The organism is Streptomyces sp. NPDC002209 (genome assembly GCF_042890265.1).
Lineage (GTDB): Bacteria > Actinomycetota > Actinomycetes > Streptomycetales > Streptomycetaceae > Streptomyces.
The window spans coordinates 121,515-141,520 of the sequence record NZ_JBIARX010000011.1; the positions used below are offsets into that span (position 1 = coordinate 121,515).

32 protein-coding genes are annotated in these 20,006 nt (G+C 66.9%); all 32 read left to right on the top strand.

Annotated elements, in window-relative coordinates; translation table 11 throughout:
* The 32 genes from rplC to ACFYXK_RS22620 all read left to right on the top strand — a co-directional run bounded on the left by rplC (position 1) and on the right by ACFYXK_RS22620 (position 19,781).
* Complete coding sequence (gene rplC, locus ACFYXK_RS22465) at positions 1-645, top strand: 50S ribosomal protein L3 (protein ID WP_007265899.1); 645 nt, start codon at positions 1-3, stop codon at positions 643-645.
* 5 nt (positions 646-650) lie between these two features.
* Positions 651-1,301: a 50S ribosomal protein L4 gene (gene rplD, locus ACFYXK_RS22470; RefSeq protein ID WP_361720200.1), complete on the top strand. Its 651-nt coding sequence runs from the start codon at positions 651-653 to the stop codon at positions 1,299-1,301.
* Positions 1,301-1,624, top strand: coding sequence for a 50S ribosomal protein L23 (rplW, locus tag ACFYXK_RS22475; RefSeq protein WP_030154694.1), 324 nt, complete (start codon positions 1,301-1,303; stop codon positions 1,622-1,624). The genes rplD and rplW overlap by 1 nt, the downstream gene beginning before the upstream one ends.
* A gap of 39 nt (positions 1,625-1,663) precedes the next feature.
* On the top strand, positions 1,664-2,500 hold the full coding sequence (gene rplB, locus ACFYXK_RS22480) for a 50S ribosomal protein L2 (protein WP_030298213.1): 837 nt from the start codon (positions 1,664-1,666) through the stop codon (positions 2,498-2,500).
* A 12-nt stretch (positions 2,501-2,512) separates the two neighbouring features.
* Entirely contained in the window at positions 2,513-2,794 is a 282-nt protein-coding gene (gene rpsS, locus ACFYXK_RS22485; protein WP_030154697.1) for a 30S ribosomal protein S19, read from the top strand.
* 43 nt (positions 2,795-2,837) lie between these two features.
* Entirely contained in the window at positions 2,838-3,185 is a 348-nt protein-coding gene (gene rplV, locus ACFYXK_RS22490) for a 50S ribosomal protein L22 (protein WP_007265904.1), read from the top strand.
* Positions 3,185-4,024, top strand: coding sequence for a 30S ribosomal protein S3 (rpsC, locus tag ACFYXK_RS22495; protein ID WP_007265905.1), 840 nt, complete (start codon positions 3,185-3,187; stop codon positions 4,022-4,024). Before rplV ends, rpsC begins: the two co-directional genes overlap by 1 nt.
* Before the next feature lie 5 nt (positions 4,025-4,029).
* On the top strand, positions 4,030-4,449 hold the full coding sequence (rplP, locus tag ACFYXK_RS22500; protein ID WP_030026326.1) for a 50S ribosomal protein L16: 420 nt from the start codon (positions 4,030-4,032) through the stop codon (positions 4,447-4,449).
* Positions 4,449-4,673 (top strand): 50S ribosomal protein L29, encoded by a 225-nt coding sequence (rpmC, locus tag ACFYXK_RS22505; RefSeq protein ID WP_008739703.1) that lies wholly within the window; start codon positions 4,449-4,451, stop codon positions 4,671-4,673. The genes rplP and rpmC overlap by 1 nt, the downstream gene beginning before the upstream one ends.
* A complete protein-coding gene (rpsQ, locus tag ACFYXK_RS22510; protein WP_030026328.1) occupies positions 4,673-4,954 on the top strand; it encodes a 30S ribosomal protein S17 in 282 nt (93 codons plus the stop codon). Before rpmC ends, rpsQ begins: the two co-directional genes overlap by 1 nt.
* A 101-nt stretch (positions 4,955-5,055) precedes the next feature.
* Positions 5,056-5,424 (top strand): 50S ribosomal protein L14, encoded by a 369-nt coding sequence (gene rplN / locus ACFYXK_RS22515; protein WP_003956455.1) that lies wholly within the window; start codon positions 5,056-5,058, stop codon positions 5,422-5,424.
* A 2-nt stretch (positions 5,425-5,426) separates the two neighbouring features.
* On the top strand, positions 5,427-5,750 hold the full coding sequence (gene rplX / locus ACFYXK_RS22520) for a 50S ribosomal protein L24 (RefSeq protein ID WP_030154701.1): 324 nt from the start codon (positions 5,427-5,429) through the stop codon (positions 5,748-5,750).
* Complete coding sequence (gene rplE, locus ACFYXK_RS22525; protein ID WP_030154702.1) at positions 5,750-6,301, top strand: 50S ribosomal protein L5; 552 nt, start codon at positions 5,750-5,752, stop codon at positions 6,299-6,301. Before rplX ends, rplE begins: the two co-directional genes overlap by 1 nt.
* 5 nt (positions 6,302-6,306) lie before the next feature.
* A complete protein-coding gene (locus tag ACFYXK_RS22530) occupies positions 6,307-6,492 on the top strand; it encodes a type Z 30S ribosomal protein S14 (RefSeq protein ID WP_003956452.1) in 186 nt (61 codons plus the stop codon).
* Between the two features lie 223 nt (positions 6,493-6,715).
* A complete protein-coding gene (gene rpsH, locus ACFYXK_RS22535) occupies positions 6,716-7,114 on the top strand; it encodes a 30S ribosomal protein S8 (RefSeq protein ID WP_007265911.1) in 399 nt (132 codons plus the stop codon).
* A gap of 20 nt (positions 7,115-7,134) precedes the next feature.
* Positions 7,135-7,674 carry a 50S ribosomal protein L6 gene (gene rplF, locus ACFYXK_RS22540; RefSeq protein WP_030154703.1) on the top strand — a complete coding sequence of 180 codons (540 nt, stop codon included), beginning with the start codon at positions 7,135-7,137 and terminating at the stop codon, positions 7,672-7,674.
* 2 nt (positions 7,675-7,676) lie between these two features.
* Positions 7,677-8,060 carry a 50S ribosomal protein L18 gene (rplR, locus tag ACFYXK_RS22545; RefSeq protein ID WP_030008471.1) on the top strand — a complete coding sequence of 128 codons (384 nt, stop codon included), beginning with the start codon at positions 7,677-7,679 and terminating at the stop codon, positions 8,058-8,060.
* A gap of 45 nt (positions 8,061-8,105) precedes the next feature.
* Positions 8,106-8,708 carry a 30S ribosomal protein S5 gene (rpsE, locus tag ACFYXK_RS22550; protein ID WP_254372698.1) on the top strand — a complete coding sequence of 201 codons (603 nt, stop codon included), beginning with the start codon at positions 8,106-8,108 and terminating at the stop codon, positions 8,706-8,708.
* Entirely contained in the window at positions 8,708-8,890 is a 183-nt protein-coding gene (gene rpmD, locus ACFYXK_RS22555) for a 50S ribosomal protein L30 (RefSeq protein ID WP_005313525.1), read from the top strand. The genes rpsE and rpmD overlap by 1 nt, the downstream gene beginning before the upstream one ends.
* 2 nt (positions 8,891-8,892) lie before the next feature.
* Positions 8,893-9,348 carry a 50S ribosomal protein L15 gene (gene rplO, locus ACFYXK_RS22560; RefSeq protein ID WP_030154704.1) on the top strand — a complete coding sequence of 152 codons (456 nt, stop codon included), beginning with the start codon at positions 8,893-8,895 and terminating at the stop codon, positions 9,346-9,348.
* 187 nt (positions 9,349-9,535) lie between these two features.
* Positions 9,536-10,849: a preprotein translocase subunit SecY gene (secY, locus tag ACFYXK_RS22565; RefSeq protein ID WP_030298219.1), complete on the top strand. Its 1,314-nt coding sequence runs from the start codon at positions 9,536-9,538 to the stop codon at positions 10,847-10,849.
* On the top strand, positions 10,849-11,496 hold the full coding sequence (locus tag ACFYXK_RS22570) for an adenylate kinase (RefSeq protein ID WP_389412728.1): 648 nt from the start codon (positions 10,849-10,851) through the stop codon (positions 11,494-11,496). The genes secY and ACFYXK_RS22570 overlap by 1 nt, the downstream gene beginning before the upstream one ends.
* A 102-nt stretch (positions 11,497-11,598) precedes the next feature.
* Positions 11,599-12,456: a type I methionyl aminopeptidase gene (map, locus tag ACFYXK_RS22575; RefSeq protein ID WP_389412729.1), complete on the top strand. Its 858-nt coding sequence runs from the start codon at positions 11,599-11,601 to the stop codon at positions 12,454-12,456.
* A 167-nt stretch (positions 12,457-12,623) separates the two neighbouring features.
* Positions 12,624-12,845: a translation initiation factor IF-1 gene (gene infA / locus ACFYXK_RS22580; protein WP_003956442.1), complete on the top strand. Its 222-nt coding sequence runs from the start codon at positions 12,624-12,626 to the stop codon at positions 12,843-12,845.
* 73 nt (positions 12,846-12,918) lie between these two features.
* Positions 12,919-13,032, top strand: a complete 114-nt coding sequence (gene rpmJ / locus ACFYXK_RS22585; protein WP_003956441.1) for a 50S ribosomal protein L36 — start codon at positions 12,919-12,921, stop codon at positions 13,030-13,032.
* A gap of 200 nt (positions 13,033-13,232) precedes the next feature.
* On the top strand, positions 13,233-13,613 hold the full coding sequence (rpsM, locus tag ACFYXK_RS22590) for a 30S ribosomal protein S13 (RefSeq protein ID WP_007265919.1): 381 nt from the start codon (positions 13,233-13,235) through the stop codon (positions 13,611-13,613).
* Between the two features lie 54 nt (positions 13,614-13,667).
* Entirely contained in the window at positions 13,668-14,072 is a 405-nt protein-coding gene (gene rpsK / locus ACFYXK_RS22595; protein ID WP_003956432.1) for a 30S ribosomal protein S11, read from the top strand.
* A 137-nt stretch (positions 14,073-14,209) separates the two neighbouring features.
* Positions 14,210-15,232: a DNA-directed RNA polymerase subunit alpha gene (locus ACFYXK_RS22600; RefSeq protein WP_007265920.1), complete on the top strand. Its 1,023-nt coding sequence runs from the start codon at positions 14,210-14,212 to the stop codon at positions 15,230-15,232.
* Positions 15,233-15,315: 83 nt separating this feature from the next.
* Entirely contained in the window at positions 15,316-15,777 is a 462-nt protein-coding gene (gene rplQ, locus ACFYXK_RS22605; RefSeq protein ID WP_030154710.1) for a 50S ribosomal protein L17, read from the top strand.
* A gap of 110 nt (positions 15,778-15,887) precedes the next feature.
* Positions 15,888-16,739, top strand: coding sequence for a tRNA pseudouridine(38-40) synthase TruA (gene truA, locus ACFYXK_RS22610; protein ID WP_389412730.1), 852 nt, complete (start codon positions 15,888-15,890; stop codon positions 16,737-16,739).
* Positions 16,740-16,802: 63 nt separating this feature from the next.
* Complete coding sequence (locus ACFYXK_RS22615; RefSeq protein ID WP_389412731.1) at positions 16,803-18,425, top strand: ABC-F family ATP-binding cassette domain-containing protein; 1,623 nt, start codon at positions 16,803-16,805, stop codon at positions 18,423-18,425.
* Between the two features lie 99 nt (positions 18,426-18,524).
* Positions 18,525-19,781 carry a glycosyltransferase family 87 protein gene (locus tag ACFYXK_RS22620; RefSeq protein WP_389412732.1) on the top strand — a complete coding sequence of 419 codons (1,257 nt, stop codon included), beginning with the start codon at positions 18,525-18,527 and terminating at the stop codon, positions 19,779-19,781.
* The last annotated feature ends 225 nt before the right edge of the window (positions 19,782-20,006 follow it).

The following is a 20,006-nucleotide window of genomic DNA, read 5'->3' on the forward strand; positions in this document are numbered from 1 at the left end:
ATGGCAAAGCAGATCAAGGGCGTCCTGGGCGAGAAGCTCGGCATGACCCAGGTCTGGGACGAGAACAACCGTGTCGTCCCGGTGACCGTCGTCAAGGCCGGGCCCTGCGTCGTTACCCAGGTCCGTACGAACGACATCGACGGCTACGAGTCGGTCCAGATCGCCTTCGGCGAGATCGACCCGCGCAAGGTGAACAAGCCCCTCAAGGGCCACTTCGCCAAGGCCGACGTGACCCCCCGCCGCCACCTGGTGGAGCTCCGCACCTCCGACGCCAGCGAGTACACGCTCGGCCAGGAGATCACTGCTGAGGTGTTCGAGTCCGGCGTCAAGGTTGACGTCACGGGCAACAGCAAGGGCAAGGGCTTCGCCGGTGTCATGAAGCGGCACAACTTCCGGGGCCTCGGCGCCGGTCACGGTGTGCAGCGCAAGCACCGCTCCCCCGGTTCGATCGGTGGCTGCGCCACCCCTGGGCGTGTCTTCAAGGGCATGCGCATGGCTGGTCGTATGGGCAACGAGCGCGTCACCACCCAGAACCTGACCATCCACGCGGTAGACGCGGAGAAGGGTCTGCTCCTCATCAAGGGCGCAGTCCCCGGTCCGAACGGCGGCCTCGTCCTGGTCCGTACCGCGGCCAAGGGGGCTTGAGGTTAATGAGCACCATTGACATCCTTTCGCCGGCAGGCGACAAGGCCGGTACCGTCGAGCTCCCCGCGGAGATCTTCGACGCGAAGACCAGCGTTCCGCTGATCCACCAGGTCGTCGTCGCACAGCTGGCTGCTGCCCGTCAGGGCACGCACAAGACGAAGACCCGTGGCGAAGTCCGTGGTGGTGGCCGCAAGCCGTACCGCCAGAAGGGCACCGGCCGCGCCCGTCAGGGTTCGACCCGCGCTCCGCAGTTCGCCGGCGGTGGCGTCGTCCACGGCCCGCAGCCGCGTGACTACTCGCAGCGGACCCCCAAGAAGATGAAGGCCGCCGCCCTCCGCGGTGCCCTCTCGGACCGTGCGCGTCACTCCCGCATCCACGTCGTCACCGGCGTGGTCGAGGGTGCCGTCTCCACGAAGGCCGCCAAGACGCTGTTCGGCAAGATCACGGAGCGCAAGAACCTGCTCCTGGTCGTCGAGCGTGCCGACGAGGCCGCGTGGCTGTCCGCCCGCAACCTGCCCCAGGTTCACATCCTGGAGCCGGGCCAGCTGAACACGTACGACGTGATCGTCTCTGACGACGTGGTCTTCACCCAGGCCGCGCTCGAGTCCTTCGTGTCTGGCCCCAAGGCCGATGAGACCGAAGGGAGCGACGCCTGATGTCCGAGGCGACCGTTACCAGCAAGACCTTCACTGACCCGCGCGACCTGCTGATCAAGCCGGTTGTCTCGGAGAAGAGCTACGCGCTGCTGGACGAGAACAAGTACACGTTCATCGTCGCGCCCGGCTCCAACAAGACCCAGATCAAGCAGGCCGTCGAGGCGGTCTTCGGGGTCAAGGTCACCGGGGTCAACACGATCAACCGTCAGGGTAAGCGCAAGCGCACCAAGACCGGTTTCGGCAAGCGCGCTGACACCAAGCGCGCCATCGTGACCCTCGCTGAGGGCGACCGAATCGACATCTTCGGCGGCCAGGCCTCCTAACGGAGGTCTAGTCGTCCGGAATCGGACGAGGACTGAGAAATGGGTATCCGCAAGTACAAGCCGACGACCCCGGGCCGTCGTGGCTCCAGCGTCGCCGACTTTGTCGAGATCACGCGGTCCACGCCGGAGAAGTCGCTGGTTCGCCCGCTGCACAGCAAGGGCGGCCGTAACAACACCGGTCGGATCACCGTTCGCCACCAGGGTGGCGGACACAAGCGCGCCTACCGCGTGATCGACTTCCGTCGTCACGACAAGGACGGCGTGCCGGCCAAGGTCGCGCACATCGAGTACGACCCCAACCGCACGGCGCGCATCGCGCTCCTGCACTACGCGGACGGCGAGAAGCGCTACATCATCGCTCCCCGCGGTCTGTCCCAGGGCGACCGGATTGAGAACGGCCCCACGGCCGACATCAAGCCCGGCAACAACCTGGCCCTCCGCAACATCCCGGTCGGTACCACGATCCACGCGATCGAGCTCCGTCCCGGTGGTGGCGCCAAGTTCGCCCGTTCCGCGGGTGCCTCCGTGCAGCTGCTGGCGAAGGAGGGCACGATGGCCCACCTTCGTATGCCGTCCGGTGAGATCCGCCTGGTCGACGCGCGCTGCCGCGCGACGGTCGGCGAGGTCGGCAACGCCGAGCAGTCGAACATCAACTGGGGCAAGGCCGGCCGCATGCGCTGGAAGGGCGTTCGCCCCTCCGTCCGCGGTGTCGCGATGAACCCGGTTGACCACCCGCACGGTGGTGGTGAGGGCAAGACCAGCGGTGGTCGCCACCCGGTCTCCCCGTGGGGTCAGAAGGAGGGTCGTACTCGCTCGCCGAAGAAGGCTTCGAGCAAGTACATCGTCCGCCGCCGCAAGACGAACAAGAAGCGCTAGGAGCGGGTTTAGATGCCGCGCAGTCTCAAGAAGGGACCCTTCGTCGACGGACACCTCGTGAAGAAGGTGGACGCTCAGAACGAAGCTGGTACCAAGAACGTCATCAAGACCTGGTCCCGTCGCTCGATGATCATCCCGGCCATGCTGGGTCACACCATCGCGGTGCACAACGGCAAGACCCACGTCCCGGTGTTCGTCACCGAGTCGATGGTCGGCCACAAGCTCGGCGAGTTCTCGCCGACTCGCACCTTCCGCGGCCACGTCAAGGACGACCGGAAGTCGAAGCGCCGCTAAAGGCGGGGTGGTAACGACTATGACTTACACCGAAGGGACAACCATGGAAGCCAGGGCCCAGGCGCGGTACATCCGCGTCACGCCCATGAAGGCCCGCCGCGTGGTGGACCTTATCCGTGGCATGGATGCCACGGAGGCTCAGGCGGTCCTGCGTTTCGCCCCGCAGGCCGCGAGCGTGCCGGTCGGCAAGGTGCTGGACAGCGCCATTGCCAACGCCGCACACAACTACAACCACCCGGACGCCTCCACGCTGGTCATCAGCGAGGCGTACGTGGACGAGGGCCCGACCCTGAAGCGGTTCCGTCCGCGTGCCCAGGGCCGTGCCTACCGGATCCGCAAGCGGACCAGCCACATCACCGTGGTCGTCAGCAGCAAGGAAGGTTCCCGGTAATGGGCCAGAAGGTAAACCCGCACGGGTTCCGGCTCGGCATCACCACCGACTTCAAGTCGCGTTGGTACGCCGACAAGCTGTACAAGGACTACGTCAAGGAAGACGTCGCCATCCGTCGGATGATGACGTCCGGCATGGAGCGCGCCGGCATCTCGAAGGTTGAGATCGAGCGCACCCGTGACCGCGTGCGTGTGGACATCCACACCGCTCGTCCGGGCATCGTCATCGGCCGCCGTGGCGCCGAGGCCGACCGCATCCGCGGTGACCTCGAGAAGCTCACGGGCAAGCAGGTCCAGCTGAACATCCTCGAGGTCAAGAACCCCGAGCTCGACGCTCAGCTGGTTGCCCAGGCCGTTGCCGAGCAGCTCTCCTCCCGCGTCTCCTTCCGTCGCGCCATGCGTAAGAGCATGCAGGGCACGATGAAGGCCGGCGCCAAGGGCATCAAGATCCAGTGTGGCGGTCGCCTCGGCGGCGCCGAGATGTCCCGCTCCGAGTTCTACCGCGAGGGTCGTGTGCCGCTGCACACGCTGCGCGCGAACGTGGACTACGGCTTCTTCGAGGCCAAGACCACCTTCGGCCGTATCGGTGTGAAGGTCTGGATCTACAAGGGCGACGTCAAGAACATCGCCGAGGTTCGCGCCGAGAACGCTGCAGCCCGTGCGGGTAACCGCCCGGCCCGTGGCGCCGGCGCTGGCGACCGTCCCGCCGGCCGTGGTGGCCGTGGTGGCGAGCGCGGCGGCCGTGGTGGCCGCAAGCCGCAGCAGGCTGCTGGTGCCGAGGCCCCCAAGGCCGACGCTCCCGCCGCCGCTCCGGCCGAGAGCACCGGAACGGAGGCCTGACCGACATGCTGATCCCTCGTAGGGTCAAGCACCGCAAGCAGCACCACCCGAAGCGCCGCGGTATGGCCAAGGGCGGTACTGAGGTCTCGTTCGGCGAGTACGGCATCCAGGCGCTCACCCCCGCCTACGTGACGAACCGCCAGATCGAGGCGGCTCGTATCGCGATGACCCGCCACATCAAGCGTGGCGGCAAGGTCTGGATCAACATCTACCCGGACCGTCCGCTGACGAAGAAGCCGGCCGAAACCCGCATGGGTTCCGGTAAGGGTTCTCCCGAGTGGTGGATCGCGAACGTGCACCCGGGCCGGGTCATGTTCGAGCTGTCCTACCCGAACGAGAAGATTGCTCGTGAGGCGCTCACCCGCGCTGCTCACAAGCTTCCGATGAAGTGCCGGATTGTTCGGCGCGAGGCAGGTGAGTCGTGATGGCGACGGGAACCAAGGCGTCCGAGCTGCGTGAGCTCGGCAACGAGGAGCTCGTTGGCAAGCTGCGCGAGGCCAAGGAGGAGCTGTTCAAGCTCCGCTTCCAGGCGGCCACGGGTCAGCTGGAGAACAACGGCCGGCTCAAGTCCGTCCGTAAGGACATCGCTCGCATCTACACCCTGATGCACGAGCGTGAGCTCGGTATCGAGACGGTGGAGAGCGCCTGATGAGCGAGAAGAACGTGACTGAGACGAACGAGCGCGGCTTCCGCAAGACCCGTGAGGGTCTCGTCGTCAGCGACAAGATGGACAAGACCGTCGTCGTCGCCGTCGAGGACCGCGTCAAGCACGCGCTGTACGGCAAGGTCATCCGCCGTACCAACAAGCTCAAGGCTCACGACGAGCAGAACGCTGCCGGCGTCGGCGACCGCGTCCTCATCATGGAGACGCGTCCGCTGTCGGCGAGCAAGCGCTGGCGCATCGTCGAGATCCTCGAGAAGGCCAAGTAATCACCTGAGGGGTTTCCCTCAGGTCAGTTCCGCCAGGCTCGGCGAGGGGTTCCGGTGACGGACCCCTCGCCGGGAACCGGCAGACAAATCAGGAGATAGACGTGATCCAGCAGGAGTCGCGACTGCGTGTCGCCGACAACACTGGTGCCAAGGAGATCCTTTGCATCCGTGTTCTCGGTGGCTCCGGTCGCCGCTACGCGGGCATCGGTGACGTCATCGTCGCCACCGTCAAGGACGCGATCCCCGGTGGCAACGTGAAGAAGGGTGACGTCGTCAAGGCGGTCATCGTTCGCACCGTCAAGGAGCGCCGCCGCCAGGACGGCTCGTACATCCGCTTCGACGAGAACGCCGCTGTCATTCTCAAGAACGACGGCGACCCTCGTGGCACCCGTATCTTCGGCCCCGTGGGCCGTGAGCTGCGCGAGAAGAAGTTCATGAAGATCATCTCGCTCGCGCCGGAGGTGCTGTAAGCATGAAGATCAAGAAGGGCGACCTGGTCCAGGTCATCACCGGTAAGGACAAGGGCAAGCAGGGCAAGGTCATCGCGGCCATGCCCAGCGAGAACCGCGTCCTCGTCGAGGGTGTCAACCGGGTCAAGAAGCACACCAAGGCCGGTCAGACCGCTGGTGGTTCGCAGGCCGGTGGCATTGTGATCACCGAGGCGCCGATCCACGTCAGCAACGTTCAGCTGGTTGTGGAGAAGGACGGCCAGAAGGTCGTTACCCGCGTCGGTTTCCGCTTCGACGACGAGGGCAACAAGATCCGCGTTGCCAAGCGGACGGGTGAGGACATCTGATGGCTACCACTCCGCGTCTCAAGACGAAGTACCGCGAGGACATCGCGGGCAAGCTGCGTGAGGAGTTCTCGTACGAGAACGTCATGCAGATCCCCGGCCTCGTGAAGATCGTGGTCAACATGGGTGTGGGCGACGCCGCCCGCGACTCCAAGCTGATCGACGGCGCCATCCGCGACCTGACGACGATCACCGGTCAGAAGCCGGCCGTCACGAAGGCCCGCAAGTCCATCGCGCAGTTCAAGCTGCGTGAGGGTCAGCCGATCGGCTGCCACGTCACCCTCCGTGGTGACCGCATGTGGGAGTTCCTGGACCGTACGCTGTCGCTCGCGCTGCCGCGTATCCGTGACTTCCGTGGTCTGTCGCCGAAGCAGTTCGACGGCCGTGGCAACTACACCTTCGGTCTCACGGAGCAGGTCATGTTCCACGAGATCGACCAGGACAAGATCGACCGTACCCGGGGTATGGACATCACCGTGGTCACCACGGCGACCAACGACGCTGAGGGCCGCGCGCTCCTTCGTCACCTCGGCTTCCCCTTCAAGGAGGCGTAAGCGAGATGGCGAAGAAGGCTCTCATCGCGAAGGCTGCCCGCAAGCCCAAGTTCGGTGTGCGTGCGTACACCCGCTGCCAGCGCTGCGGTCGTCCCCACTCCGTGTACCGCAAGTTCGGCCTGTGCCGCGTCTGCCTTCGTGAGATGGCTCACCGTGGCGAGCTGCCGGGCGTGACCAAGAGCTCCTGGTAATTCCCTCCCGTCCGCAAGGACTTGGGAAGCTCCAGAGACTCTCGGTAAGCATCTGGTCGGTGGGTGCCCTGCTCCGCATGCCGTAGGCTTGTGGGGTTGGGCGTCCGCCGTCCATAACGACTTACTACGCCGTAGGTCCCCGCACCGCACCCGTCCCGCCACTGAGTGGGGAGAGGGATGGCGCATACAGGAAACCCCGGCGAGAGAGGCCGAAGGCCACTTCATGACCATGACTGACCCGATCGCAGACATGCTCACGCGTCTGCGTAACGCTAACTCGGCGTACCACGACACCGTCGTGATGCCGCACAGCAAGATCAAGTCGCACATCGCAGAGATCCTCAAGCAGGAGGGTTTCATCACCGGCTGGAAGGTCGAGGACGCCGAGGTCGGCAAGAACCTCGTCCTCGAGCTGAAGTTCGGGCCGAACCGTGAGCGCTCCATCGCGGGCATCAAGCGGATCTCGAAGCCCGGTCTGCGCGTGTACGCGAAGTCCACCAACCTGCCGAAGGTGCTCGGCGGCCTGGGCGTGGCGATCATCTCCACGTCCCACGGTCTCCTCACCGGCCAGCAGGCAGGCAAGAAGGGCGTAGGTGGGGAAGTCCTCGCCTACGTCTGGTAGTCGGGAACGGAGGAAAAGCAATGTCGCGAATCGGCAAGCTCCCCATCCAGGTTCCCGCCGGTGTGGACGTCACCATCGATGGCCGCACGGTCGCGGTGAAGGGCCCCAAGGGTCTCCTCTCGCACACCGTCGCCGCGCCGATCGAGATCGTCAAGGGTGAGGACGGCGTCCTGAACGTCACCCGCCCCAACGACGAGCGTCAGAACAAGGCCCTGCACGGCCTGTCCCGCACGCTGGTGGCGAACATGATCACCGGCGTGACCACGGGATACGTCAAGGCTCTCGAGATCAGCGGTGTCGGTTACCGCGTCGCCGCGAAGGGCTCCGCTCTGGAGTTCCAGCTTGGTTACAGCCACCCGATCCTGATCGAGGCGCCCGAGGGCATCTCCTTCAAGGTCGAGTCGCCCACCAAGTTCTCGGTCGAGGGCATCGACAAGCAGAAGGTCGGCGAGGTCGCCGCCAACATCCGCAAGCTGCGGAAGCCCGACCCGTACAAGGCCAAGGGTGTCAAGTACGCCGGCGAGGTCATCCGCCGCAAGGTCGGAAAGGCTGGTAAGTAGCCATGGCATACGGTGTGAAGATCGCCAAGGGCGACGCGTACAAGCGCGCTGCCAAGGCTCGCCGCCACATCCGCATCCGCAAGAACGTCTCGGGTACGGCGGAGCGTCCGCGCCTCGTCGTGACGCGTTCCAACCGCAACATCGTTGCTCAGGTCATCGACGACCTCCAGGGTCACACCCTGGCGTCCGCGTCGACCCTGGACGCTTCGATCCGCGGTGGCGAAGGCGACAAGAGCTCGCAGGCCCAGGCTGTCGGCGCGCTCGTCGCCGAGCGTGCCAAGGCTGCGGGTGTCGAGACCGTCGTGTTCGACCGCGGTGGCAACCGATACGCCGGGCGCATTGCCGCTCTGGCTGACGCCGCCCGCGAAGCCGGGCTGAAGTTCTAAGCCCCGGTTCCGGGACTCACGGACGTAACAGAGAGAGGTAATCCAATGGCTGGACCCCAGCGCCGCGGAAGCGGTGCCGGTGGCGGCGAGCGGCGGGACCGGAAGGGTCGCGACGGTGGCCCTGCCGCCGAGAAGACCGCTTACGTTGAGCGCGTTGTCGCGATCAACCGCGTCGCCAAGGTTGTCAAGGGTGGTCGCCGCTTCAGCTTCACCGCGCTGGTCGTGGTGGGCGACGGTGACGGCACTGTAGGTGTCGGTTACGGCAAGGCCAAGGAAGTTCCCGCGGCCATCGCCAAGGGTGTCGAGGAAGCCAAGAAGAACTTCTTCAAGGTTCCCCGTATCCAGGGCACCATCCCGCACCCGATCCAGGGCGAGAAGGCGGCCGGCGTTGTCCTGCTGAAGCCTGCTTCCCCCGGTACCGGTGTTATCGCCGGTGGCCCGGTGCGCGCCGTTCTGGAGTGCGCCGGCGTTCACGACATCCTGTCGAAGTCGCTCGGCTCCGACAACGCGATCAACATCGTGCACGCGACCGTGGCGGCCCTCAAGGGCCTGCAGCGTCCCGAGGAGATCGCGGCTCGCCGTGGTCTGCCCCTCGAGGACGTCGCCCCCGCGGCTCTGCTCCGTGCGCGTGCTGGGGCGGGTGCGTAATGGCTCGCCTCAAGATCACGCAGACGAAGTCGTACATCGGCAGCAAGCAGAACCACCGCGACACGCTGCGTTCGCTCGGGCTCAAGCGCCTGAACGACGTCGTCGTCAAGGAGGACCGCCCCGAGTTCCGCGGAATGGTTCACACCGTCCGCCACCTCGTGACGGTTGAGGAGGTTGACTAATCATGGCTGAGAACAGCCCGCTGAAGGCCCACAACCTCCGTCCCGCCCCCGGCGCCAAGACCGCGAAGACCCGTGTCGGTCGTGGTGAGGCGTCGAAGGGTAAGACGGCCGGTCGTGGTACGAAGGGCCAGAAGGCCCGCTACCAGATCCCGCAGCGCTTCGAGGGTGGGCAGATGCCCCTCCACATGCGCCTGCCGAAGCTCAAGGGCTTCAAGAACCCGTTCCGCACCGAGTTCCAGGTCGTGAACCTGGACAAGCTCGGCGCTCTCTACCCCGAGGGTGGAGAGGTCACGGTGGCCGACCTGGTCGCCAAGGGCGCGGTTCGCAAGAACAGCCTCGTCAAGGTCCTGGGCCAGGGCGAGATCTCCGTGGCGCTGACGGTTTCGGTTGACGCCGTCTCCGCCTCCGCCAAGGAGAAGATTGCCGCTGCCGGCGGCACCGTCACCGAGCTCGTCTAAGACGAACTCTTGTGACAAATAGCTAGAAACCTGACCGGGGATGCCTCACATATGGGGCATCCCCGGTTGGTCGTTCCACGGGGGGCGCAGTCGCCGGTAAGGTGGCCTGCACCTTTGCATGTACGTATTCACCGATCCCTCAGACCGTCACCTCTGACGCAGTAGCGCGGGGGTCGCAGGAGGCACCGTGCTCACCGCGTTCGCCCGGGCGTTCAAGACGCCCGACCTGCGCAAGAAGCTGCTCTTCACGCTCGGCATCATCGTGCTGTTCCGGCTCGGGTCCCACATCCCGGTACCCGGCGTGAGCTACAAGAACGTTCAGATCTGTGTCGACCAGGCCGGAAGCAGCAACAGCCTCTTCGGTCTCGTCAACATGTTCAGCGGCGGTGCGCTGCTGCAGATCACGATCTTCGCGCTCGGCATCATGCCGTACATCACGGCGAGCATCATCCTGCAGCTGCTGACCGTGGTCATCCCGAAGCTGGAGAACCTCAAAAAAGAGGGTCAGTCCGGCACCGCGAAGATCACTCAGTACACGCGCTATCTGACGGTCGCACTCGCGATCCTGCAGGGCACCGGCCTCGTCGCCACTGCCCGCACTGGTGCCCTGTTCCAGGGCTGCCAGGTCGCCAGCCAGATCGTCCCGAACCGGTCGATCTTCACCACCATCGTCATGGTCGTCACCATGACCGCGGGTACCTGCGTCGTCATGTGGCTCGGTGAGCTCGTCACCGACCGCGGCATCGGCAACGGCATGTCCATCCTGATGTTCATCTCCATCGCCGCCGGCTTCATCGGCGCCCTGTGGCAGATCAAGCTCCAGGGCAAGATCGCCGACGGCTGGGTCGAGTTCGGCGTGGTCATCCTCGTCGGCCTGGCGATGGTCGCCCTGGTGGTCTTCGTCGAGCAGGCGCAGCGACGGATTCCGGTCCAGTACGCGAAGCGCATGATCGGCCGCCGTGCATACGGGGGCACCTCGACGTACATCCCGCTCAAGGTGAACCAGGCCGGTGTCATCCCGGTCATCTTCGCCTCGTCGCTGCTGTACATCCCGGCGCTGATCGTGCAGTTCAGCGGTTCGACCGCCGGCTGGGCCACCTGGATCCAGAAGCACTTCGTCAAGGGCGACCACCCGTACTACATCGCCGCCTACTTCCTCCTGATCGTCTTCTTCGCGTTCTTCTACGTGGCGATTTCGTTCAACCCCGAGGAAGTTGCAGACAACATGAAGAAGTATGGTGGGTTCATCCCGGGTATCCGTGCCGGTCGACCCACCGCCGAGTACCTGAGCTACGTGCTCAACCGGATCACCTGGCCGGGGTCGCTGTACCTGGGTCTCATCGCTCTTGTGCCGACGATGGCGTTGGCCGGCTTCGGAGCGAACCAGAACTTCCCGTTCGGCGGGACGAGCATCCTCATCATCGTGGGTGTGGGTCTGGAAACCGTGAAGCAGATCGAGAGCCAGCTCCAGCAGCGCAATTACGAAGGGTTCCTCCGCTGATGCGAATCGTCCTCGTCGGACCGCCCGGTGCGGGCAAGGGAACGCAGGCCGCGTTCCTTGCGAAGAACCTGTCGATCCCGCACATCTCCACGGGCGACCTCTTCCGCGCCAACATCAGCCAGAACACCGAGCTGGGCCAGCGCGCGAAGGCGTTCATGGACGCCGGTGACCTCGTCCCCGACGAGATCACCATCGGCATGGCCAAGGACCGGATGGAGCAGCCGGACGCCGTGAACGGCTTCCTGCTGGACGGCTTCCCGCGCAACGTCTCGCAGGCCGAGGCGCTGGACGAGATGCTGCAGACGGCGGGCATGAAGCTCGACGCCGTCCTCGACCTCGAGGTCGAGGAGGACGAGGTGGTCAAGCGCATCGCCGGCCGCCGGATCTGCCGCAACAACTCCGCGCACGTCTTCCACGTCGTGTACGCGGCGCCGAAGGCCGAGGGCGTCTGCGACTCCTGCGGTGGCGAGCTGTACCAGCGCGACGACGACTCCGAGGCCACGGTCCGCAACCGGCTCGAGGTCTACCACACGCAGACCGAGCCGATCATCGACTACTACAAGGCCCAGGGCCTGCTGGTGACCATCCCGGCCCTCGGTGAGGTCGCGGACGTCACGCAGCGCGCGATGGACGCGCTCCAGAAGTAGTACCCCTGTTTCGTGCAGTACGGCCGCGGTGTCCCCAGGACCCCGCGGCCGTACTGTTGAGACGACCCGAACACGCAGATCCGAAGGTGGAAGGCACTTCCCATGGTCCAGATCAAGACCCCCGAGCAGATCGCGAAAATGCGCGAGGCGGGGCTGGTCGTCGCCGCGATCCACGCGGCGACCCGTGAGGCGGCCGTGCCGGGCGCCACGACGCGGGATCTGGACATGGTGGCCCGCAAGGTCATCGCGGATGCCGGGGCCAAGTCGAACTTCCTCGGCTACGGCGGCTTCCCCGCGACGATCTGCACCTCGGTGAACGAGGTCGTCGTCCACGGCATCCCGGACGACAAGACGGTCCTCAAGGACGGCGACATCATCTCGATCGACGCCGGCGCGATCGTGGACGGCTGGCACGGCGACGCCGCGTACACGGCCTTCGTGGGCACCGGTCACGCTCCGGAGCTCGTCGAGCTCTCCCGGGTGACCGAGGAGTCCATGTGGGCCGGCATCGCCGCCATGAAGCTCGGCAACCGCCTCGTGGACATCTCGAAGGCGATCGAGACGTACATCAAGCGCCAGCCCCGCCCGAGCACCGGCGACCACAGCCTCGGCAAGTTCGGGATCATCGAGGACTACGGCGGCCACGGCATCGGGTCCGAGATGCACATGGACCCCCACCTGCTGAACTACGTCTCGCGCAAGCGGGGCAAGGGCATCAAGCTGGTCCCGGGCGTCTGCCTGGCGATCGAGCCGATGGTCTCCCTGGGCACCGCCCAGACGGAGGTCCTGGCGGACGACTGGACGGTCATCACGACGGACGGCACCTGGTCCTCGCACTGGGAGCACTCCATCGCCCTGACGGAGGCCGGGCCCATCGTCCTGACCAGCCCGGACTGCGGCAAGGCGAAGCTGGCGGAGTACGGCGTGACGACGGCGCCCGACCCGTCCCCTCATGCCTGACGGCCCTGGGGAGACCCCACGGGTTAATGATCTAGTCTGTGGGGCAAACTTTCCGGATTCGTCTTTCTGGGTGCCCTGACGTAGACTGACTCGTCGGCTCCTTTGCACCCGCATGTCCGCATGTGAGGCAGGGAGCTGATCAAGGTAGCCGATTCGAAAGGCGAAGCGTGGCCAAGAAGCAAGGTGCCATCGAAATCGAGGGCACCGTGATCGAGTCCCTCCCGAACGCGATGTTCAAGGTGGAACTGCAGAACGGTCACAAGGTCCTCGCGCACATCAGCGGCAAGATGCGTATGCACTACATCCGCATCCTCCCGGATGACCGGGTCGTTGTGGAGCTGTCTCCGTACGACCTGACGCGTGGCCGGATCGTCTACCGATACAAGTAGATCTTGTCCTCACTCCTGCCTGGGCGCACGTCCCGGTGCGGGTGGTGGCACTGACCCGGAGAACCTCACCAACATGAAGGTCAAGCCGAGCGTCAAGAAGATCTGCGACAAGTGCAAGGTGATCCGCCGTCACGGTCGGGTCATGGTCATCTGCGACAACCTGCGCCACAAGCAGCGCCAGGGCTGACGCACGCCGACCGACCTGCACTACGCAGTTCTTCGCGCGACGTAAGAAAACGTACATACGCAGAATCCGCCCAGCCCTGAGAAGGGCCGGCGGCACCTCCGGCGGGGGCCGGGGACCCGGACGTACCACCACCCATGCAGGTGTGGTCGGCGGTCGGGAGTGGTTCTGCGGAAGACCCCCGAACACACAGGAGCCATTGAATGGCACGCGTTTCCGGTGTTGACATCCCGCGCGAAAAGCGTGTGGAGATCGCACTCACCTACGTCTTCGGTATCGGGCGCACCCGGTCCAAGGAGATCCTCGCCTCCACCGGCGTGAACCCGAACACCCGCGTTCGTGACCTGGCCGAAGAGGACCTCGTCAAGATCCGCGAGTACGTGGACGCCAACCTCCGTACCGAGGGTGACCTCCGCCGCGAGATCCAGGGCGACATCCGCCGCAAGATCGAGATCCAGTGCTACCAGGGCATCCGCCACCGTCGTGGCCTGCCGGTGCACGGTCAGCGCACCAGCACGAACGCGCGTACCCGCAAGGGCCCGCGTCGCGCGATCGCCGGTAAGAAGAAGCCGGGCAAGAAGTAGTCCTGTTCAGCGGTCTTGCGCTGTAGGACCGACCACCTCCCGTAGGAGATTTAGATGCCCCCCAAGGGTCGTCAGGGCGCTGCCAAGAAGGTGCGCCGCAAGGAAAAGAAGAACGTCGCTCACGGGCACGCCCACATCAAGAGCACGTTCAACAACACGATCGTCTCGATCACGGACCCCTCGGGCAACGTGATCTCCTGGGCCTCCGCCGGCCACGTCGGCTTCAAGGGCTCGCGCAAGTCCACCCCCTTCGCCGCGCAGATGGCCGCCGAGTCGGCCGCCCGCCGCGCGCAGGAGCACGGCATGCGCAAGGTCGACGTCTTCGTCAAGGGTCCCGGCTCCGGCCGTGAGACCGCGATCCGCTCCCTCCAGGCCACCGGCCTCGAGGTCGGCTCGATCCAGGACGTCACCCCCACCCCGCACAACGGCTGCCGCCCGCCGAAGCGCCGCCGCGTCTGACGCAGCGACGCCTGTGCGTCTTTGAGTGTCCGGGCGGTACGACCCCTTCGGGGGCCGTGCCGCCCGTACCCTTGCAGTACCCAGCAGTACATGTCGGGCGTCAAATAGTGGGCGTCCACGACTGAAGGAACACAGACATGCTTATCGCTCAGCGTCCTTCGCTGACCGAAGAGGTCGTCGACGAGTACCGCTCGCGGTTCGTGATCGAGCCGCTCGAGCCGGGCTTCGGCTACACCCTCGGCAACTCGCTGCGCCGCACGCTCCTGTCCTCGATCCCGGGTGCCGCTGTCACCAGCATCCGCGTGGACGGCGTCCTGCACGAGTTCACCACCGTGCCCGGTGTCAAGGAAGACGTCACCGACATCATCCTCAACATCAAGCAGCTGGTCGTCTCCTCGGAGCACGACGAGCCGGTCGTGATGTACCTGCGCAAGCAGGGTCCCGGCCTGGTCACCGCTGCCGACATCGCGCCCCCGGCCGGTGTCGAGGTGCACAACCCGGACCTGGTCCTCGCCACGCTCAACGGCAAGGGCAAGCTGGAGATGGAGCTGACCGTCGAGCGCGGTCGCGGCTACGTCTCCGCCGTCCAGAACAAGCAGCTGGGCCAGGAGATCGGCCGCATCCCGGTCGACTCCATCTACAGCCCGGTCCTCAAGGTCACCTACAAGGTCGAGGCGACCCGAGTCGAGCAGCGCACCGACTTCGACAAGCTGATCGTCGACGTCGAGACCAAGCAGGCCATGCGCCCGCGCGACGCCATGGCGTCCGCCGGCAAGACCCTGGTCGAGCTGTTCGGTCTGGCGCGCGAGCTCAACATCGACGCCGAGGGCATCGACATGGGCCCGTCCCCGACGGACGCCGCCCTGGCCGCCGACCTGGCGCTGCCGATCGAGGAGCTCGAGCTCACCGTCCGGTCGTACAACTGCCTCAAGCGCGAGGGCATCCACTCCGTGGGTGAGCTCGTCGCCCGCTCCGAGGCCGACCTGCTCGACATCCGCAACTTCGGTGCGAAGTCGATCGACGAGGTCAAGGCGAAGCTGGCCGGCATGGGCCTGGCCCTCAAGGACAGCCCGCCCGGATTCGACCCGACCGCCGCCGCCGACGCCTTCGGCGCCGACGACGACGCGGACGCCGGTTTCGTCGAGACCGAGCAGTACTAAAGAAGACTTTCCCGGGGCATCCGCCCCGGGGGAACTGACACCGGTACCTGACACGGCCGGTGCAGATATGAAGGAGTAACACCATGCCGCGTCCCGCAAAGGGTGCCCGTCTGGGCGGCAGCGCCGCGCACGAGAAGCACCTTCTCGCGAACCTCGCGAAGGCGCTCTTCGAGCACGGCCGCATCACCACCACCGAGGCCAAGGCCCGCCGCCTGCGTCCCTACGCCGAGCGTCTGGTCACCAAGGCCAAGAAGGGCGACATCCACAACCGTCGCCTGGTGCTGCAGACGATCACGGACAAGAGCATCGTGCACACGCTGTTCACCGAGATCGCCCCGCGCTACGAGAACCGCCCCGGTGGTTACACGCGCATCACCAAGATCGGCAACCGTCGTGGCGACAACGCCCCGATGGCCGTGATCGAGCTGGTCGAGGCCCTTACGGTCGCCCAGCAGGCCACCGGTGAGGCCGAGGCCGCCACCAAGCGTGCGGTCAAGGAGGCGGAGGCTGTCGAGACCCCCGCCGAGGAGACCAAGGAGGCCTGATCCCCCGGGATCACGCTTGCTTGATCGGCTCTGAACGGGCCCGCCCCTTCCCGGGGCGGGCCCGTTCTGCGTTGTCCGACGTTCTTGCAGCTTCTGAGAGGATCTGTCACGTGAGTGACGAGGTGGAGCCCGGGCACGTCCGGGTGCGGCTGGACCTGAGCTACGACGGCAAGGACTTCTCCGGCTGGGCGAAGCAGCGCGTGCTGCGGACCGTGCAGGGCGAGCTGGAGTCGGCCCTGCAGACCGTGATGCGGCTGCCGGACCCGGTCGAGCTGACCGTGGCAGGGCGGACCGACGCCGGCGTGCACGCGCGCGGGCAGGTCGCCCAGTTCGACCTGGCCGAGGAGGTGTGGGCCGAGCACCACGACAAGCTGCTGCGCCGCCTCGCGGGCCGGCTGCCGCACGACGTACGGGTGTGGAAGGCCGCCGAGGCGCCGGAGGGGTTCAACGCCCGGTTCTCGGCCATCTGGCGCCGCTACGCCTACCGCGTCGGCGACCACCAGGGCGGCGTCGACCCGCTGCGCCGCGGGCACGTGCTGTGGCACCAGTGGCCCCTGGACGTGGACGCCATGAACGAGGCCGCCGCCCCGCTGCTGGGCGAGCACGACTTCGCCGCGTACTGCAAGAAGCGCGAGGGCGCCACCACCATCCGCACCCTCCAGCAGCTCAGCTGGGAGCGCGCCGAGGACGGCATCGTCACGGCGACCGTCCGCGCCGACGCGTTCTGCCACAACATGGTCCGCTCGCTGGTCGGCGCACTGCTGCACGTCGGTGACGGGCACCGGCCGACCGACTGGCCCGGCAAGGTCCTGCGGGCCGCCGTACGGGACTCCTCGGTGCACGTCGTGAAGCCGCACGGGCTCACCCTGGAGGAGGTCGGCTACCCGGCGGACGAGCTGCTGGCCGCCCGCAGCAAGGAAGCGCGCAACGTGCGCACCCTCCCGGGCGCCGGCTGCTGCTGACCCGCGGCGGCCCCCGCCGAATTCGTTTGGGCGGATCGGCGCCGGGCCTGGACAATGCCCGGCATGGGACATCTCGAAGCCAGCCACCTGGAGTACTACCTTCCCGACGGGCGGGTCCTGCTCCCCGACGTCTCCTTCCGCGTGGGGGAGGGGTCGGTCGTCGCCCTCGTCGGGGCGAACGGGGCCGGCAAGACCACCCTGCTGAAGCTGATCTCCGGTGACCTCCAGCCGCACGGCGGCGGGGTCACCGTCAGCGGCGGCCTCGGCGTGATGTCGCAGTTCGTGGGCTCCGTACGGGACGAGACGACCGTGCGGGACCTGCTGGTCTCGGTGGCCCAGCCGCGGATCCGGGCGGCCGCGAAGGCCGTCGACCACGCCGAGCACCTGATCATGACGGTGGACGACGAAGCCGCCCAGATGGCGTACGCGCAGGCGCTCAGCGACTGGGCCGACGTACAGGGCTACGAGGCGGAGACCCTGTGGGACGTCTGCACCATGGCCGCGCTGGCCATCCCGTACGACACCGCACAGTTCCGCGAGGTGCGCACGCTGTCGGGCGGTGAGCAGAAGCGGCTGGTCCTCGAGGCCCTGCTGCGCGGGCCCGACGAGGTGCTGCTGCTCGACGAGCCGGACAACTACCTGGACGTCCCGGGCAAGCGGTGGCTGGAGGAGAAGCTCAAGACCACCCGCAAGACCGTGCTCTTCGTGTCGCACGACCGGGAGCTGCTGTCCACGGCCGCCGAGAAGATCATCAGCCTGGAGCCGAGCCCGATGGGCACGGACGTGTGGGTGCACGGCTCGGGCTTCGGCACGTACCACGAGGCCCGCAAGGAGCGCTTCGCGCGCTTCGAGGAGCTCAAGCGGCGCTGGGACGAGGAGCACGCCCGTCTGAAGGCGCTGGTCCTGCGGCTGCGCAACCAGGCCGCGATCAGCCCGGACATGGCCTCGCGGTACCACGCGATGCAGACCCGCTTCAAGAAGTTCGAGGAGGCCGGCCCGCCGCCGGAGCCGCCGCGGGAGCAGGACATCAAGATGCGGCTCAAGGGCGGGCGTACGGGCGTGCGCGCGCTGACCGTGGAGAACCTCGAGCTCACGGGCCTGATGAAGCCGTTCTCGCTGGAGGTCTTCTACGGGGAGCGGGTCGCGGTGCTCGGCTCGAACGGCTCCGGGAAGTCGCACTTCCTGCGGCTGCTGGCGGGCGAGGACGTCAAGCACACCGGTGATTTCAAGCTGGGCGCCCGGGTGGTCCCCGGACACTTCGCGCAGACCCACGCCCACCCCGAGCTGTTCGGCCGCACCCTGGTCGACATCCTGTGGACGGAGGCCGCGAAGCCGCTCGGCGCCGCGATGGGCGTCCTGCGCCGCTACGAGCTGGAGCGCCAGGCGGAGCAGCCGTTCGAGAAGCTGTCGGGCGGCCAGCAGGCGCGTTTCCAGATCCTGCTCCTGGAGCTGGCGGGCACCACGGCCCTGCTGCTGGACGAGCCGACGGACAACCTGGACCTGGAGTCCGCGGAGGCGCTGCAGGACGGCCTGGAGTCGTATGAGGGCACTGTGCTGTGCGTCACGCACGACCGCTGGTTCGCGCGCACATTTGACCGTTTCCTGGTCTTCGGCTCGGACGGTGTTGTACGAGAGACTCAGGAACCCGTGTGGGACGAGCGGCGCGTCGAGCGCCGCCGAACGTAGGGTCGAGCGGAAGCGCTGGGGGGAGACCGCCTCCGAGCGGGTCGATCGGGAGGCGTTGTGCGGCTGCGGCATGGCACCTGGCTCAGGAGATGGGACGCCGTGAGGGATCCGGCGTTCGGGCACCGGCTGGTGGCCTGGCTGCTCCGGCCGGCGTCCGGGTCCTGGCGGGCCGTGGCCCTGGCCGTGGTGCTCGGCATCGCGGTCTCCACGAGCCTGCGGGCGAACTGGGGCTCGGACAACGCCTTCGTGGTCAAGGCCGCGCGGACGCTGCTGGACGGCGGCTCCCCGTACGAGGACAAGCGGTTCCTGTACCTGCCGAGCGCCGTGCTGATGGCGGTGCCGGAGGCGCTGCTGCCGCAGACGGTGCTGCGCTGGCTGCTCCCGGTGGGGATGTCGGGGCTGCTGGCCGCGGGCTGGCTGGCCGCGCTGCGGCTGTTCTCGGTGCCGCTGCGCTCGCGGCTGGCGGTCGGCGGCTTCGCGGTGCTGGCCCTGGCCTACAAGCCGTACGTGAACCTCGTGCTGATCGGCAACTGGACGGCCATATCGGCGGCCGCGCTGCCGGTGGCGCTGCTGCTCGCGCACCGCAGGGCGTGGGGGGCGGCCGGCCTGGTGGTCGGGCTGGCGATCGCCTGCAAGCCGATGCTGGTGCCGATCGGGCTGCTGTTCCTGCTGGCCCGGCAGTGGCGGGGGCTGGCCGCAGCCGTGCTGGTGCCGCTGGGGGCCTCGCTGGTGGGGGCGCTGCTGATGCCGAGCCCGTCGCTGTTCTTCACCAAGACCCTGCCGTTCCTCTTCCAGGGGCAGGACGCCTACGCGCTGCCCTGGGACGCCTCGCCGATCGCGGTGCTGCCGCGGCTGGGGGTGCCGGAGCCGGTGGCGGTGGCCGTGGCCTTCGCGGGAGCCGGAGCCGGGCTGTGGGGCGCCTGGCGGCGCTGGCGGCGGCCGGACTCCGGTGAGGGGGGTGACCAGGGGCAGCTGCGGCTGGTGGAGACGGCCTGCATGGTGATGCTCGCCGCATTCCTGGTCTCCCGTCCCTCCTTCGACCACTACCTCCTGGTGGTGCTGCCGCTGCTGCTGGCCTCGGGGGTGCGGCCCGGCTCGATGCCCCGCTCGCCCTGGTTCTGGCTGGCCCTGGCGCCCCAGGTGGCCCTGGTCCCGTGGCCCTCGGAGCTGGCCCACAAGAGGCGTGCCTTCAAGGACTGCGCCACCCTGTGCGGACTCGCGTTCGTGCTGGCGCGTCGTGCACTGCTCTCCGGTCGGGTTATTCTGGAGCCCGTAACAACTGCGGGGTCCCCACCCAGGACCGAACCGGAGTGCGCCGCGACGCCAGCAGAATCGGCATCGCGGACCGCGTTTTGACCCGTACGGGTCTGCTTGGGTATCCTGCTGGTTTGTTATGCGTATTGGCTTTCTCATTCTCACGTGAAAGGGCCTTACGCCGGTCCACCGGACCGATGACCAGCAGTTCACGCGGGTTGCGTCCCCGTTGTGAATGAGGGCTGTCGTGATCGTCCGTGGTGACCCTGTCAGGACCTTCCCGTGGGGCTTGCGCCCGTGGGATACCACCACTGAAGAAGCGAAGGC

Excerpts from the sequence above, each read along its gene's own strand:
- map (WP_389412729.1), top strand. The coding sequence starts at position 11,599 with ATGGTCCAGATCAAGACCCCCGAGCAGATCGCGAAAATGCGCGAGGCG.
- rpsC (WP_007265905.1), top strand. The coding sequence starts at position 3,185 with ATGGGCCAGAAGGTAAACCCGCACGGGTTCCGGCTCGGCATCACCACC.
- rpsK (WP_003956432.1), top strand. The coding sequence starts at position 13,668 with ATGCCCCCCAAGGGTCGTCAGGGCGCTGCCAAGAAGGTGCGCCGCAAG.
- rplX (WP_030154701.1), top strand. The coding sequence starts at position 5,427 with ATGAAGATCAAGAAGGGCGACCTGGTCCAGGTCATCACCGGTAAGGAC.
- rplB (WP_030298213.1), top strand. The coding sequence starts at position 1,664 with ATGGGTATCCGCAAGTACAAGCCGACGACCCCGGGCCGTCGTGGCTCC.
- rpmC (WP_008739703.1), top strand. The coding sequence starts at position 4,449 with ATGGCGACGGGAACCAAGGCGTCCGAGCTGCGTGAGCTCGGCAACGAG.
- rpmD (WP_005313525.1), top strand. The coding sequence starts at position 8,708 with ATGGCTCGCCTCAAGATCACGCAGACGAAGTCGTACATCGGCAGCAAG.
- rplV (WP_007265904.1), top strand. The coding sequence starts at position 2,838 with ATGGAAGCCAGGGCCCAGGCGCGGTACATCCGCGTCACGCCCATGAAG.
- rplO (WP_030154704.1), top strand. The coding sequence starts at position 8,893 with ATGGCTGAGAACAGCCCGCTGAAGGCCCACAACCTCCGTCCCGCCCCC.
- ACFYXK_RS22615 (WP_389412731.1), top strand. The coding sequence starts at position 16,803 with ATGGGACATCTCGAAGCCAGCCACCTGGAGTACTACCTTCCCGACGGG.
- rplQ (WP_030154710.1), top strand. The coding sequence starts at position 15,316 with ATGCCGCGTCCCGCAAAGGGTGCCCGTCTGGGCGGCAGCGCCGCGCAC.
- rplE (WP_030154702.1), top strand. The coding sequence starts at position 5,750 with ATGGCTACCACTCCGCGTCTCAAGACGAAGTACCGCGAGGACATCGCG.
- rplC (WP_007265899.1), top strand. The coding sequence starts at position 1 with ATGGCAAAGCAGATCAAGGGCGTCCTGGGCGAGAAGCTCGGCATGACC.
- rpsH (WP_007265911.1), top strand. The coding sequence starts at position 6,716 with ATGACCATGACTGACCCGATCGCAGACATGCTCACGCGTCTGCGTAAC.
- rplF (WP_030154703.1), top strand. The coding sequence starts at position 7,135 with ATGTCGCGAATCGGCAAGCTCCCCATCCAGGTTCCCGCCGGTGTGGAC.
- ACFYXK_RS22570 (WP_389412728.1), top strand. The coding sequence starts at position 10,849 with ATGCGAATCGTCCTCGTCGGACCGCCCGGTGCGGGCAAGGGAACGCAG.
- rplR (WP_030008471.1), top strand. The coding sequence starts at position 7,677 with ATGGCATACGGTGTGAAGATCGCCAAGGGCGACGCGTACAAGCGCGCT.
- rpsE (WP_254372698.1), top strand. The coding sequence starts at position 8,106 with ATGGCTGGACCCCAGCGCCGCGGAAGCGGTGCCGGTGGCGGCGAGCGG.
- rpmJ (WP_003956441.1), top strand. The coding sequence starts at position 12,919 with ATGAAGGTCAAGCCGAGCGTCAAGAAGATCTGCGACAAGTGCAAGGTG.
- rplW (WP_030154694.1), top strand. The coding sequence starts at position 1,301 with ATGTCCGAGGCGACCGTTACCAGCAAGACCTTCACTGACCCGCGCGAC.
- rplP (WP_030026326.1), top strand. The coding sequence starts at position 4,030 with ATGCTGATCCCTCGTAGGGTCAAGCACCGCAAGCAGCACCACCCGAAG.
- rplD (WP_361720200.1), top strand. The coding sequence starts at position 651 with ATGAGCACCATTGACATCCTTTCGCCGGCAGGCGACAAGGCCGGTACC.
- rpsS (WP_030154697.1), top strand. The coding sequence starts at position 2,513 with ATGCCGCGCAGTCTCAAGAAGGGACCCTTCGTCGACGGACACCTCGTG.
- ACFYXK_RS22530 (WP_003956452.1), top strand. The coding sequence starts at position 6,307 with ATGGCGAAGAAGGCTCTCATCGCGAAGGCTGCCCGCAAGCCCAAGTTC.
- ACFYXK_RS22600 (WP_007265920.1), top strand. The coding sequence starts at position 14,210 with ATGCTTATCGCTCAGCGTCCTTCGCTGACCGAAGAGGTCGTCGACGAG.
- rpsQ (WP_030026328.1), top strand. The coding sequence starts at position 4,673 with ATGAGCGAGAAGAACGTGACTGAGACGAACGAGCGCGGCTTCCGCAAG.
- rpsM (WP_007265919.1), top strand. The coding sequence starts at position 13,233 with ATGGCACGCGTTTCCGGTGTTGACATCCCGCGCGAAAAGCGTGTGGAG.